This window comes from Pseudomonas sp. TE6288 (assembly GCF_054062095.1).
The window spans coordinates 100,459-113,639 of record NZ_JBSSEW010000002.1 but is presented as its reverse complement, the minus strand read 5'-3'; the positions used below and the strand labels follow the sequence as shown (position 1 = coordinate 113,639).

General features: G+C 65.2%; 13 protein-coding genes. 9 read left to right on the top strand and 4 right to left on the bottom strand.

Annotated elements, in window-relative coordinates; translation table 11 throughout:
- Positions 1-62 precede the first annotated feature (62 nt).
- Positions 63-473: a nucleoside diphosphate kinase regulator gene (gene rnk / locus ACVWY1_RS02275; protein ID WP_046853679.1), complete on the top strand. Its 411-nt coding sequence runs from the start codon at positions 63-65 to the stop codon at positions 471-473.
- A 5-nt stretch (positions 474-478) separates the two neighbouring features.
- Here rnk and ACVWY1_RS02270 read toward each other — a convergent pair whose 3' ends face one another.
- The 3 genes from ACVWY1_RS02270 to ACVWY1_RS02260 all read right to left on the bottom strand — a co-directional run bounded on the left by ACVWY1_RS02270 (position 479) and on the right by ACVWY1_RS02260 (position 4,108).
- Entirely contained in the window at positions 479-3,343 is a 2,865-nt protein-coding gene (locus ACVWY1_RS02270; RefSeq protein WP_277502337.1) for a class I adenylate cyclase, read from the bottom strand.
- Positions 3,344-3,508: 165 nt separating this feature from the next.
- A complete protein-coding gene (locus ACVWY1_RS02265; RefSeq protein ID WP_102683525.1) occupies positions 3,509-3,754 on the bottom strand; it encodes a TIGR02647 family protein in 246 nt (81 codons plus the stop codon).
- Positions 3,755-3,805: 51 nt separating this feature from the next.
- Positions 3,806-4,108, bottom strand: a complete 303-nt coding sequence (locus tag ACVWY1_RS02260; RefSeq protein WP_102683524.1) for a hypothetical protein — start codon at positions 4,106-4,108, stop codon at positions 3,806-3,808.
- A gap of 146 nt (positions 4,109-4,254) precedes the next feature.
- Here ACVWY1_RS02260 and ACVWY1_RS02255 point away from each other — a divergent pair, with 146 nt between their 5' ends.
- On the top strand, positions 4,255-4,914 hold the full coding sequence (locus ACVWY1_RS02255) for a glutathione S-transferase family protein (RefSeq protein WP_139674505.1): 660 nt from the start codon (positions 4,255-4,257) through the stop codon (positions 4,912-4,914).
- Between the two features lie 114 nt (positions 4,915-5,028).
- On the opposite strand, the gene argH is transcribed toward ACVWY1_RS02255, so the two are convergent.
- On the bottom strand, positions 5,029-6,423 hold the full coding sequence (argH, locus tag ACVWY1_RS02250; protein WP_102683522.1) for an argininosuccinate lyase: 1,395 nt from the start codon (positions 6,421-6,423) through the stop codon (positions 5,029-5,031).
- A gap of 297 nt (positions 6,424-6,720) precedes the next feature.
- On the opposite strand from argH, the gene ACVWY1_RS02245 reads away from it, so the two are divergent.
- The 7 genes from ACVWY1_RS02245 to rsd all read left to right on the top strand — a co-directional run bounded on the left by ACVWY1_RS02245 (position 6,721) and on the right by rsd (position 13,181).
- Positions 6,721-7,470, top strand: coding sequence for a LytR/AlgR family response regulator transcription factor (locus ACVWY1_RS02245; protein WP_102683521.1), 750 nt, complete (start codon positions 6,721-6,723; stop codon positions 7,468-7,470).
- Between the two features lie 169 nt (positions 7,471-7,639).
- Positions 7,640-8,581 carry a hydroxymethylbilane synthase gene (hemC, locus tag ACVWY1_RS02240; RefSeq protein WP_457377742.1) on the top strand — a complete coding sequence of 314 codons (942 nt, stop codon included), beginning with the start codon at positions 7,640-7,642 and terminating at the stop codon, positions 8,579-8,581.
- Complete coding sequence (locus tag ACVWY1_RS02235; protein WP_139674499.1) at positions 8,578-9,348, top strand: uroporphyrinogen-III synthase; 771 nt, start codon at positions 8,578-8,580, stop codon at positions 9,346-9,348. The genes hemC and ACVWY1_RS02235 overlap by 4 nt, the downstream gene beginning before the upstream one ends.
- Before the next feature lie 46 nt (positions 9,349-9,394).
- Complete coding sequence (locus ACVWY1_RS02230) at positions 9,395-10,495, top strand: uroporphyrinogen-III C-methyltransferase (RefSeq protein WP_457377741.1); 1,101 nt, start codon at positions 9,395-9,397, stop codon at positions 10,493-10,495.
- Complete coding sequence (locus tag ACVWY1_RS02225) at positions 10,492-11,730, top strand: heme biosynthesis protein HemY (protein ID WP_277502335.1); 1,239 nt, start codon at positions 10,492-10,494, stop codon at positions 11,728-11,730. Before ACVWY1_RS02230 ends, ACVWY1_RS02225 begins: the two co-directional genes overlap by 4 nt.
- A 252-nt stretch (positions 11,731-11,982) precedes the next feature.
- Entirely contained in the window at positions 11,983-12,480 is a 498-nt protein-coding gene (locus tag ACVWY1_RS02220; protein WP_457377740.1) for a disulfide bond formation protein B, read from the top strand.
- A 230-nt stretch (positions 12,481-12,710) separates the two neighbouring features.
- Positions 12,711-13,181 (top strand): sigma D regulator, encoded by a 471-nt coding sequence (gene rsd, locus ACVWY1_RS02215; protein WP_457377739.1) that lies wholly within the window; start codon positions 12,711-12,713, stop codon positions 13,179-13,181.

Sequence of the window (13,181 nt, the reverse complement as noted above, 5' to 3'; positions counted from 1 at the left end):
GGGCGGGGTTTTGCTTTATCTGCCTTTAGTAAATTGCCTGTTCAAAGGAGTCTGACTGGATCATGAGCACCAAGCCTTCCCTCATCCTCACCCGACTGGACGTGCAGCGTCTCGAGCGTCTGCTCGACAGTCTCGATGAAAGCACCCCGGGTGTGCTCGCCCTGCAGGACGAGCTGGACCGCGCCGAGAACGTGGTGGGTCACGAGGAAGTCCCGGCCGGCGTGGTGACCATGAACTCCCGCGTGCACTGCCGCGAGATCGCCAGTGGCAAGGATTACCACCTGACCCTGGTGTATCCGAAGGACGCGGGCCCTGAAGGCAACGTCTCGATCCTTGCGCCGATCGGCTGCGCACTGCTGGGCCTGTCGGTGGGCGACCAGATCGACTGGCCGGCGCCGGGCGGCAAGACGCTCAAGCTCGAGCTGCTGGCAGTCGAGTACCAGCCGGAAGCGGCAGGCGATTTCGATCTCTGAGGTGATCAGGGCTCCAGCCGCGCCTGCAGTTGCTCCAGCCCATCGTTGAGTGCCTGCTCCAGCTCGCGTTTGTAGCGCAGGTAGAGGCTGGTGGACCCTTGCTCGTCCTCCAGCAGCTCGGACAGGTCGAGGTCGGTGATGTAGCAGCGGTAACTGCCGCTGCCGCGGCGCTGGCGCAGGATCTGCCGGGCGACCACGGCATACAACTGGTCGCCATGCTCCAGTTCGGAAAACTCCTGCTGGTCGCAGTAAAGGGTGACATGCACCTCTTCGCCCGTGCCGGCCTGGAGGATCGCCTGAACTTCGAAATACGCCTGGTTCTGGTTGTCCGAAGGTGCCGGTCTTGGCTCCAGGCTGCGTGCCTTGCCGATGCCTGAGGGCAGCAACTGGTAATAGAGGATGCGCAGCGATGCCAGCGGCAGGCTGTCCAGTGGCAACTGGGCGTCGCGGCGCATCAGCATCGATCGCAGGAAGCGTTGCAGCGGCAGCAGCAGGTGCGGCTCGTCCTGCAGTGGCAGCCGTTGTTGCCAGAGCGCGTTGTGCTCATCGAGCACGTACAGGTCGGCCCAGCCCTCGAACAGGCGGTAGAACACCTGGATGCAGCCGGGCTGGCCCTGGGCCAGAACCAGCGGCAGGTCGTGGTCCTGCAGGGCGTGGGTGTCCAGGTGCAACGGGCTGTATCTGCTGCGCTCCTCGCCGAGGGCCGCCAGCACCGCGTCGTGGTCGGCGAGGCTGGCTAGGGTCACCTGTCCGGGCTGCAGGTCGAGGATGTGGGTGTGCTGGGCCACCTGCAGCAGGTAACGGTGATTCAGGCCCTGGTCGAGCAGCAATTGCACGGTGTCGAAGATCTCCTCGACGCGCTGGCTGATGGCCTGGGCGCGGTTGTGGCAATAGCAGCGTACCCGCACCCGCGGGCGGTGGCTGCGCTGGCCCAGGCTGTTGAGGAAGTCGCGCAGGCAGCGCGCCAGCGCATGCTCGCCGTCGTAGCGTTGCACCAGCACCTCGTTCCAGCTGTTGAGGGTGATCTGGTCGAGGGTCAGCACCAGGTTCTCGCGCACCCCGGCGTAGCTCAGCGAGTCGGTGCGCTCAGTGGTCATCAGAATGTTCAGGTCGCGCTGATGGCGCAGCGGGTCGACGCCGACATTCACCAACAGCAGGATCTCGTCGGCCACGCTCGGCTGCAGCAGGCGCACCTCGCTGACTGTCTCCAGGGGCAGAGGGATGCTCTGCTGCAGGCTGCCTATCAGGTTGAACAGCTCGAACTCGCTCAGGTCGCTGACACCTGGGTGCAGGGCCAGGCGCGTGCTGCTGTCGATCACGCCGTTGCGATGGGCCCAGGTGAGCAGCTCTAACAGTTCGCGGCAGCGCTTGATCGGGCTGAAGTGCTCCCACTCGTGCACACCCAGGTTGCCGTTGTACAGCCCCCAGTGGTGTGTGCCCGGTTCCTTGCGGTTGGGTGATTGCACCAGGGTCAGGGTGTCCTCGGCCAGGTCCGGGGCGATGCCCGGGTTGATCACCTCGATCTTGCCGGCCCGGCGCTCGAAGGCGGCGTAGAGGCGGCGGCCAAGCACATTGAGGTCACGCTGGTCGGCGCGGCTGTTGGCGTTCTGCTGGCGGGCAAACTGGGTCAGGAAGCGGTAACTGTGGTTCAGCTCTGCCACCAGTTCGCGGCGCTCGACCGCCACCTGGCGCACTTTCCACTGGCTGCGACTGTCGAGCAGTGCCAGTTGGCGCTCGTCCCAGCCCCATTCTTCGGTCAGGCGCCCCAGCAGCTGGCGTTGCCAGCCCCCGCTACGTGTACGGCCCTGGTCGCCGAGCTTCTTGTTCACCTTCAGGTACAGGCTGCGCCGCACCAGCTCCAGGCGTGCCGGCTCGCCGCGCAGGAGCAGGTAGCGTTCGATGCGGCGGTAGACCATCACGTAGGGGTCGAGCTCATCCAGATCCAGCTGGTTGGCGAACACGGCCCGCTTGTAGTCCAGGCTCAGGCAGCGCACCTGCGGGTGCTCGCTGGCGTAGGCCTCGGTGAGCAGCAGCTTGAGCAGCGATTTGTAGGGTGAGTCGATACCCTTGAACAGCTGCCACAGCCCGGCGCCGACGAACTCGCCCGACGGAATGTGCGCCAGGTGACCCAGGTCGAGATCGTCCTGGGCGCGGATGAAGCGCTTGGACAGCAGGGTCTGGGTGTAGTCGCGGTAGTTGTGTTCCTGGTAGACCGGCACCAGCCACCACAGCGGCGTGCGCCCGGCCAGCCAGATGGCGGTGCGGTAGAACTCGTCGAGCAGCAGGTAATGCTGGGTGGTGCCACAGTCGTCGGAGCTGAGCTGGCCATCGCGCTCGCCCTGGACGAAGCCCCGGGGTTCGATCAGGAAAAAATGAGCTTCGGCGCCTTGGCTGGCCGCCCAGGTTTCGAGCAGCTGGCACTTGCGTCGCAAGTCGGCCACGGCCTGCTCGTCCAGGTCCGGTGCATGGCACACCCACAGGTCCATGTCGCTCTGCTCGGCCTGGGCCAGCGTGCCGAGGCTGCCCATCAGGAACAGGCCGTGGATCGGCTGCGGTGGTTTGCCGTGGCGTGGCTTGTAGGTGAATGAGCGGGTCAGGCGCTGGGCTTCGGCGAGCAGCTCGTCGTCGGGCTCGAAACCGGAGACACCGGCGGGGGTGGTGCCGGAAACATAGCCTGGTAGCAGCGGATGATTGACGTGGAAGAACAGCGGCAGCAGCGTAAGGACCTGTTGCTGGCGTGTGGATAACCCTTCCATCGCCCGTGCCAGACGGCCCTGGTTGATCTTCAGGAAGCGCGCGCGCAGCTTGGCCAGCTCCTTGCGGTCGATGCCTTGATCCAGGTCGGGGCGGATTTCGTGGGGGTGGTTCATTGCGCGCTCAGGCAGGCCGGGGGAAGCTCTGGCGAGTTTAGCCTGAGTGGCGCGGTCGGATAAGGGGTTGGTGGCTTTTTGACGTCAGATTGCACACATCTTGCTTGGCTTCTGCAACGGGGTAGGCCCGCCCCCATATTTTTGCGGGGGCGGGCTTGGCGAATTTCAGGCAGGCTGAGGCGTTTTCAGAACCCTGAGGAGCAACTGCACACTCTCGGCGGCGTCAGTGCCCAGGCTGGTGAGATAGCCGCCGTCGGGCTGGTCGGTAAGGCCTTTGTCGTGCAGACGCTTGGCTGCGGCGACCAATGCCGGGGAGGCGTCACTGCACACCTTGATGCCTTCCTGGTGACTGTCCAGGTTGAACTGGGAAAGGACTTCCAGTTCGGCGATCAGTTCGGGGTTGAAGGGCATGGGCTACTCCTGACTTCGAGACAAGGATGGAAGTCAGGAGTGTAGTCAGGTTTATTCGATGGCGCCTTGATCCGCCTCAGGTGGCAGCTCCGGCAGGGCGCGCAGGGCGGTTTCGTACCACTCGGTATCGAACGGGCGATCTTCGTCGAGCATGGCGTCGATCTCGATGGCCAGCACGTGGGCCATGAGGTTGAGGATGTCTTCACGCTCGTAGCCGACCAGGGTCAGCTTGTTGAAGGTGGCCTTGGCGGCCGGCGGCTCGCCGCTTTCGATCTGGTTCTCGATCGCCTGGGTCAGGGTGGCCTCGGCGAAGTCTTCTTCATCATTGCTGTCGATGTCTTGGGGTTCGCTCATGGCGGTGCTCCTGTGGTAAGGCGCACAGTGTGCCACGCCTGCGCTGGCAATGCCCGGCCATCAGCGCCGGGCATGGCACTGGCCAAGGGTGGGCAAGGGAGCTATAACAGCCGGGCCAACCCCATACGGCCTTGGAGGCTGTCTCAATGCTCAAGCTTCATGGATTCGCGGTCAGCAACTACTACAACATGGTTAAGCTGGCCTTGCTGGAGAAAGGCGTGCCCTTCGAAGAGGTGCCGTTCTTCGGCGGCCAGTTGCCTCAAGCCCTGGCCATCAGCCCCCGTGGCAAGGTGCCGGTGCTGCAGACCGAGCACGGTTTCATCAGCGAGACCGGGGTCATCCTCGACTACATCGAGCAGACCCAGCCGGGCAAGGCGCTGCTGCCGGCCGATGCCTTCGGGCAGGCCAAGGTGCGCGAGCTGCTGCGGGAAATCGAGCTGTATATCGAGCTGCCAGCGCGTACCTGCTACGCCGAGGCGTTCTTCGGCGCGGCGGTGGAGCCGCTGATCAAGGAGCGGGCGCGGGTGGATCTGCTGGCGGGCTTTGCCACCCTCAGGCGCAATGGCAAGTTCGCGCCGTATGTGGCCGGTGAGCAGCTGACCATCGCCGACCTGATGTTCTGTTTCTCGGTCGACCTGGCCTGCGCGGTGGGCAAGAAGGTGCTGAACATCGACTTCCTGGAGGACTTCACAGAAGCGAAGAAGCTGTTGCAATTGCTGGGTGAGAACCCGCACATGGCGCGGATCGTGGCGGACAAGGACGCGGCGATGCCGGCATTCCTCGAAATGATCAAGAACAAGCGCTAACGCTGTAAACAATCGCGGGGCAAGTCGGGCCGCCGCATCGCCGCTCCCACGAGCCTTGTCCAGGCCTTGTGGGAGCGGCGATGCGGCGGCCCGACTTGCCCCGCGAGTGCGTTGTCAGCGCGAAGCCAGCAGTGCCTGGCCGCGAGCCACTGCCGCGCGCACCTGGGCCGGCGCGGTGCCACCGATGTGGTTGCGGGCGTTGACCGAACCTTCCAGGGTCAGCACGGCAAACACGTCCTGCTCGATCTGGTCGCTGAACTGGCGCAGCTCTTCCAGGCTCATCTCGGCCAGGTCCTTGCCGGTGTCGACGCCATGCTTCACCGCGTGGCCGACGATCTCGTGGCAGTCACGGAACGGCAGGCCGCGGCGCACCAGGTAGTCGGCGAGGTCCGTGGCGGTGGAGAAGCCGCGCAGGGCCGCTTCGCGCATGATCGCGTGCTTGGGCTTGATCGCCGGGATCATGTCGGCGAAGGCGCGTAGCGAGTCGCGCAGGGTGTCGGCGGCGTCGAACAGCGGCTCTTTATCTTCCTGGTTGTCCTTGTTGTAGGCCAGCGGCTGGCCTTTCATCAGGGTCAGCAGGCCGGTCAGGGCGCCGAACACGCGGCCGCTCTTGCCACGTACCAGCTCGGGTACGTCCGGGTTCTTCTTCTGCGGCATGATCGAGCTGCCGGTGCAGAAGCGGTCGGGCAGGTCGATGAACTGGAACTGCGCGCTGGTCCACAGCACCAGCTCTTCGGAGAAGCGCGACAGGTGCATCATCGCGATGCTCGCGGCGGCGCAGAATTCGATGGCGAAGTCGCGGTCCGAGACGCCGTCCAGCGAGTTGCCGGCCACGGCTTCGAAGCCCAGCAACTTGCAGGTCAGCTCGCGGTCGATCGGGTAGGTGGTGCCGGCCAGCGCGGCGCTGCCCAGGGGCATGCGGTTGGCGCGCTTGCGGCAGTCGACCAGGCGCTCGTAGTCGCGGCTGAGCATTTCGAACCAGGCCAGCAGGTGGTGGCCGAAGGTCACCGGCTGGGCGGTCTGCAGGTGGGTGAAGCCGGGCATGATGGTCTCGGCTTCACGCTCGGCCTGTTCCAGCAGGCCCTTTTGCAGGCGGGTGATCTCGGCCAGGATCAGGTCGATCTCGTCACGCAGCCACAGGCGGATGTCGGTGGCCACCTGGTCGTTGCGGCTGCGGCCAGTGTGCAGCTTCTTGCCGGTGATGCCGATGCGGTCGGTCAGGCGCGCCTCGATGTTCATGTGCACGTCTTCCAGGTCGACGCGCCAGTCGAAGGTGCCGGCCTCGATCTCGCCCTGGATGGTCTTCAGGCCATCGATGATGGTGTCGCGCTCGGCGTCGCTGAGTACGCCGACCTGCGCCAGCATGGTGGCGTGGGCGATCGAACCCATGATGTCGTGGCGGTACAGGCGCTTGTCGAAATCGACCGAGGCGGTGAAACGGGCGACGAAGGCGTCGACGGGCTCACTGAAGCGGCCGCCCCAGGACTGATTGGTCTTGTCGGTGCTCATGGATTCACTCGTTGAAGGCGTGAACGGAAAAGTGGCGCCGATCATAGCAGGGTTGCGCCCGCCGCCGCAGGGCGCTGGTCGCGAGAATCGTCCGGTAACAAGGGGGTGCGGCATATTCAACGATTGAACGGCAGTGTTCCACGGAGCGTCTACAGTTGGACAAAGGGCTGGCGGTGAATCTGCCAGGCCAGTGAATCTTTGGCCTTCGCACCGGTCTGTAGCGTGACCGCGTTTCGGTCGCCCCACACTTGTCTACGCTATACCCGTGCGAGACTCACTCAGGAATCCAGCGCAATTATGAATGTCCTGATCGTTGATGATGAACCCCAGGCCCGCGAGCGCCTGAGCCGGCTGCTTGGCGAGCTGGAGGGTTACACCGTGATGGAGCCCAGCGCCACCAACGGCGAGGAGGCCCTGACCCTGATCGAAAGCCTCAAGCCCGACGTGGTGGTGCTGGACATCGGCATGCCGGGCCTCGATGGCCTGCAGGTCGCCGCCCGGCTCTGCGAGCGCGAGTCGCCGCCGGCGGTGGTGTTCTGCACCGGCGACGACGAATACGGCAGCGAAGCCTTCAGGGACAGCACTTTGAGCCATGTCGAGAAGCCCATCCAGCCCCAGGCGCTGCGTGACGCCTTGCGTCGGGCTGAAAAACCCAACCGCGCCCAGCTGGCGGCGTTGACCCGCCCCGCAGGCGATACCGGCGGCGGCCCACGTAGCCATATCAGTGCCCGCACGCGCAAGGGCATCGAGTTGATCCCTATTCCCCAGGTCATCTATTTCATCGCCGACCACAAGTACGTCACCTTGCGCCACGAGGCAGGCGAAGTGCTGCTCGACGAACCCCTCAAGGCTCTGGAAGACGAGTTCGGCGAGCGGTTTGTGCGTATTCACCGCAACGCGCTGGTTGCCCGTGAGCGCATCGAACGGTTGCAGCGCACGCCGCTGGGGCATTTCCAGCTCTACCTGAAGGGGCTAGAGGGCGATGCCCTGACCGTCAGCCGTCGGCATGTGGCCGGGGTGCGCAAGATGATGCAGTCCTTGCACTGAATACCCTTCGACAGCGTGAGAGCGGCCTTGCCCCGCGATAAGGTGCATTTCCCACCATCGCAATCGCGGGTCAAGCCCGTTCCCACGTGGCGCTTTGCTGATCTGAATCTGCGGGCACACCCGGAGGAGCTGTTATCATCGACGGCATTTCTCTGGTTCGGGGCGTTTCATGTCCACTCGCGAAATCCGCATTGCCACCCGTAAAAGTGCCTTGGCCCTGTGGCAGGCCGAATATGTAAAAGCCCGCCTGGAGCAGGCGCACCCAGGTCTCGTCGTAACCCTGGTGCCCATGGTCAGCCGCGGCGACAAGCTGCTCGACGCGCCGCTGGCGAAGATCGGCGGCAAGGGCCTGTTCGTCAAGGAGCTGGAAACCGCCCTGCTCGACAACGAAGCCGACATCGCCGTGCATTCGATGAAAGACGTGCCCATGGACTTCCCCGAAGGCCTGGGCCTGTACTGCATCTGCGAGCGCGAAGACCCGCGCGATGCCTTTGTTTCCAATACCTTTGCAAGCCTCGAGGCACTGCCGGCCGGCAGTGTTGTCGGCACTTCGAGCCTGCGCCGCCAGGCGCAACTGCTGGCGCGTCGGCCCGATCTTCAGATCCGCTTCCTGCGCGGCAACGTCAATACGCGCCTGGCCAAGCTCGATGCCGGCGAGTACGACGCCATCATCCTCGCCGCCGCCGGCCTGATCCGCCTCGGCTTCGAGGACCGCATTACCGCCTCCATCAGTGTCGATGACAGCCTGCCGGCTGGTGGCCAGGGCGCGGTGGGGATCGAGTGCCATAGCGCTGATACCGAGATTCATGCCTTGCTGGCGCCGCTGCACCATGCCGACACCGCTGACCGGGTGGTGGCCGAGCGTGCCCTGAACAAGCACCTCAATGGTGGCTGCCAGGTGCCGATCGCCTGCTACGCGGTGCTTGAAGGCGAACAGCTGTGGCTGCGTGGCCTGGTTGGCCAGCCCTCCGGTGGCACCTTGCTGGTGGCCGAAGCCCGCGCTGCGCGCGTGGATGCCGAGGCCTTGGGCATACAGGTCGCCGAAGACCTGCTGGGGCAGGGCGCCGAGGCGATCCTCAAGGAAGTCTACGGCGAGGCCGGCCACCCGTGAGCCCCTGGCGCCTGCTGCTGACCCGCCCTGAAGAGGACTGTGCGGCACTGGCGCAGACGCTGGCCGACGCGGGTATCGCCAGCGCCAGCCTGCCTTTGCTGGTGATCGAGGCGCTCGCGCCGGACCCGGCGCAGATGCAGCGCCTGCGGACGATCGCCGGGGCTCACGCCATCATCGTGGTCAGCAAGCCGGCGGCCCGCCTGCTGCTGGAGCAGCTCGCCCAGGCGGGAGTGAAACCGCCTTCCGCAGGTTGGTTCACGGTAGGTGAGGCGACGGCGCGAATTCTTCAGGAGCATGGGCTGCAAGTGGCCTTTCCAGCGGCCGGTGACGACAGCGAGGCCTTGCTCGGGCTGCCCGCCTTGCGCGAGGCTATTGCTGAGTCACCGAGGCCGCGCGTCCTGATCGTGCGCGGCGTCGGAGGTCGTGAACTGCTGGCCGAGCGTCTTGCCGAGCAAGGTGCTAGTGTCGATTATCTGGAATTGTATCGCCGCTGCCTGCCCGACTACCCTGCCGGAACCCTCGCCCGACGCATCGATGGGGAACGCCTGAATGGCCTGGTGGTCAGCAGTGGGCAGGGGCTGGAACACTTGCATCGACTCGCGGGTGCGCACTGGCCGCGGTTTTCCCGATTGCCGCTGTTCGTGCCCAGCCCACGGGTCGCTGAACAGGCCCGCGCACTCGGGGCGCTGGATATTGTGGATTGCCGTGGCGCCAGCGCCGCGGCCTTGCTGGCAGCCGTGCAGCGAACCGCTGCGCCTGCCTCTTAAGGCGCTAAGCTAGAGAGCGATGCGCCACCATGCAAAGGATGGATACGTGAGCGAAACTGTCTTGTCCAACACCGAACAGCCCGTGGCGTCCGAGGCGCCGGAATCCGCCACCGCCAAGCCCGCCCGACGCTCCGGCAACGGCCTGGCGCTGCTGGCCCTGCTACTGGGCGCCGCAGGCGTCGCGGTCGGCGGCTGGGGCGTCTGGCAGGTTCGCCAGCTGCAAGGCAGCGAACAAGGCCAGGGCGAACACCTGCAAGCCCTCAACCAGCGCGCCGACGCGCTGCAGCAGCGCGAGCAGCAGCTCAGCGCGCAGCTGGCCAGCCTTCCGGCAGCCAGCGAACTGGAAGATCGCCGTCGCCTTGTAGCGCAACTGCAGGGCGACCAGCAGCGCCTGAGCCAGCGCGTGGAGACCGTACTGGGCGAAAGCCGCAAGGAATGGCGCCTGGCCGAGGCCGAGCACTTGCTGCGCCTGGCGACCCTGCGCCTGTCGGCGTTGCAGGACATCACCAGTGCCAAGGCGTTGGTCGAGGGCGCCGATGAAATTCTTCGTGAGCAGAGCGACCCGGGCGCCTTCGCTGCCCGCGAGCAGTTGGCACGTAGCCTGGCGACGCTTTCCAGCACCCAGCAGCCGGACCGTACCGGCCTGTTCCTCAAGCTCGCCGCGCAGCGTGAGATGGTCCAGCAGCTCAGCGCCCAGTCGCCCGAGTTCGACAGCCAGGCCGACGCCATGGGGGCCCTGACCGCCGATGGCGACGGCGCCAGCCGCTGGTCACAGTGGTGGGCGGAAATGTCCAAGTACTTCCAGATCGAGTTCAATGCCGACGACAACGTTCGCCCGCTGCTGTCCGGCCAGTCGCTCAACCAGCTGCGCCTGGCCCTGAGCCTGACCATCGAACAGGCGCAATGGGCGGCGCTCAATGGCGAAGCCAAGGTCTACACCCAGGCCCTGGACGATGCGCGCAGTGTGTTGCTGGCCAACTTCAACCCGGACAATCCGCAGAGCAAGGCGATGCTCGACAACCTCAACCAGCTGGCCGACCAGCCGGTGTCGGTGGTCACGCCTGACCTGAGCGAGAGCCTGGCTGCGGTGCAGGCCTATATCCAGCGTCGCCACCTGCCGGCCACCACGGAAGGGGCCAAGCCATGAAGCGCGTCTACCTGCTGGCAGTGTTGGCGATCGTCATTGCCGCGGCGCTGGGTATCGCGATCGCCAAGCACAGCGGCTACGTGCTGATCGCCTACGGCGGCTTCCGCTATCAGTCGGGGCTGTGGGCGGCACTGGGCGCGCTGGTCGGGATCGTCCTGCTGTTGCTGCTGGCGCGTTACCTGGTCGGGCTGGTGCTGACGTCCTCCGGGGTGGTCAACCCCTGGTCGCGGCGCAACCGCAGCCGCCGCAAGCGCATTGCCATCGAGCAGGGGCAGCTGGACCTGGCCGAGGGGCGCTGGGCAAGTGCCCAACGCCACCTGCAGCGTGCCGCCGAATCCGATCGCCAGCCACTGCTCTACTACCTCGGCGCCGCCCGTGCCGCCAACGAACTGGGCCGGGTCGAGGAGCGTGACCAGTTGCTCGAGCGCGCCCTGGAGCGCCAACCCCAGGCAGAGCTTGCCGTGGCCCTGACCCATGCCCAACTGCAGATGGACCGCGGCGAAAGCGACGGGGCGCTGGAGGCCCTGCAGGCCATGCAGGAGCGCCATCCGCACAATGCGCAGGTGCTGCGCCTGCTGCACCGCCTGCACCTGGAGCGTGGTGACTGGCCGGCGCTGATCCGCCTGCTGCCTGACCTGCGCAAGCACAAGGTGCTGCCAGCGGCCGAACTGGCCGACCTGGAGCAACGTGCCTGGGGCCAGAACCTGGGCCTGGCGGCGACCCGTGACGAGGACCCGCAGACGGCGCGCCAGGCGCTCGAGCGCGCCTGGCAGCAGTTGACCAACGCCCAGCGCCAGGAGCCGCAACTGGTGTCGGCCTATGCCGAGCAGCTGCGCCAAATCGGCGCCCAGGGTGAAGCCGAGCAGGTGTTGCGCGGCGCGCTCAAGCGTAGCTACGAAAGCCATCTCGCCCGCTTGTATGGGCTGGTGCGCGGCGATGATCCTGGGCGCCAGTTGCAGACGGCCGAAGGCTGGCTGAAGGAGCATCCGCAGGACCCTAGTCTGTTGCTTACCCTAGGGCGCCTGAGCCTGCAGAATCGCCTGTGGGGCAAGGCCCGTGACTACCTGGAGAGCAGCCTGCGCATGGAGCGCAATCCAGAGGCTTGCGCGGAGCTGGCGCGGCTTCTGGCCGGCCTTGGCGAGACCGAGCGCAGCAACCAGCTGTTCCAGGAAGGCTTGGGGCTGCTGGATGAACGTCTGCTGGCGTTGCCGTTGCCGGAGGGGGTTCGGGCCTGAAGGGGCCTGGGCTCGCCCCACGCAGAGCTCATTGCCCTCGTGGGGCCGTGCCTGGCACCGGTTTTGTTGCCTTGGCATGCGTAAATGGCGGGCGCTGAACTTTCCTTCGTCCGTGTCGGAATGTTCCCACTTTCTACGAAAATGATTCCCTATCCATTCAGCGACTTGTCTGCGCTGTAGCGACTTGATACAAAGCGCCCCTTTCCTCTACCGTTTCAAACCACATCTCCTCTTTTCGGATCACCTTCGCCCATGTCGCTGGCCTGCCTGCGCAGCTTTTTCTTTCCCGCCTTTCTGGCCGCCGTCGCTGTGCTGGTGGCGTCGTTTCGCCTCGAGAACTTGGTCGGCCTTGACCCTTGCGCGCTGTGCTTCAGCCAGCGCCTGATGCTGGGGCTCTATGCGCTGGCTTGCCTGGGTGCGGTCGTCCACGCCGGTCAGCAGCGATTGCATGCCCGGTTGGCCTTGGGGTTCTCGGTTGCCGGCGCCTTGCTCGCCGGTCGACATGTCTGGTTGCAGGCCGAGCCGTTGCCGCTCAGCGGTTGTCATCTGCCGCTGGCGCACCTGATGGAGCGTCCCTGGGGCGAGATCCTGCGAACCTTCCTGCTGGGCAGCCCGGAATGCGTGTCGATCAACTGGAGCTTTCTCGACCTGACCCTGCCTGAATGGAGCCTGCTGGCGTTCCTGTTGCTGGCCGCGCAACCACTGTCGTGGCTGGTGGTGTATCGATTGCGCCACGGCGCGGTGGCTTGATCCAGCGCAACGAGCCGGGGATTGCGCGACCAGTGGTGGCCGGCAGAGGGATTAAACGCTTGTATGAACTTAGTCTGCTGCGTACCTTGATGGGCAGGTCGCGCGGGAATAATCTCCCAGCACGCATACCGAAAATACAACTGCTCGATGCCGTTTGCTGATGTTACCTTTGTGCCACGGTGTTGTGTCGCGAGGTGCAGCGGCATCTACCCAGAAGGGAAGAGATCGCCATGCTCGATAGTTGCCAGAACGCCCAGGAACGCTGGGGCGGTGTTCACAAGCTGATCGACCGTTGGCTGGAGGAGCGCGAGGAACTGGTGCAAGCCTTCCGCGCCCTGCGCGATGCCAAGCCGGCGTTTGCCGACAAGCACCACAACGGTGGGTTCTGCGAAATTCTTGTCGACTATGTGTCGGCGTGGCACTTCGAAGTCTGTGAGCAACTCATCAGCGAGGCCAAGGCGTTCGGTGACGAGCGTGCACTGGAACTGGCCGAGGAAATCAACCCGCGGATCAATGACATTTCACAGATCGCCTTGGCGTTCAACGACCGCTGCGCCGAGGGTGAGTGTACCGACACCGAACGCTTCGCCGAAAAGCTGGCCAAGCTGGGCAGCCTGCTGCACGAGCGCTTCGAACTGGAGGATTGCCTGATCGAGGTGTTGCACAACGCCCACAAGCAAGAAGACGCGGTGCAGGCCTGA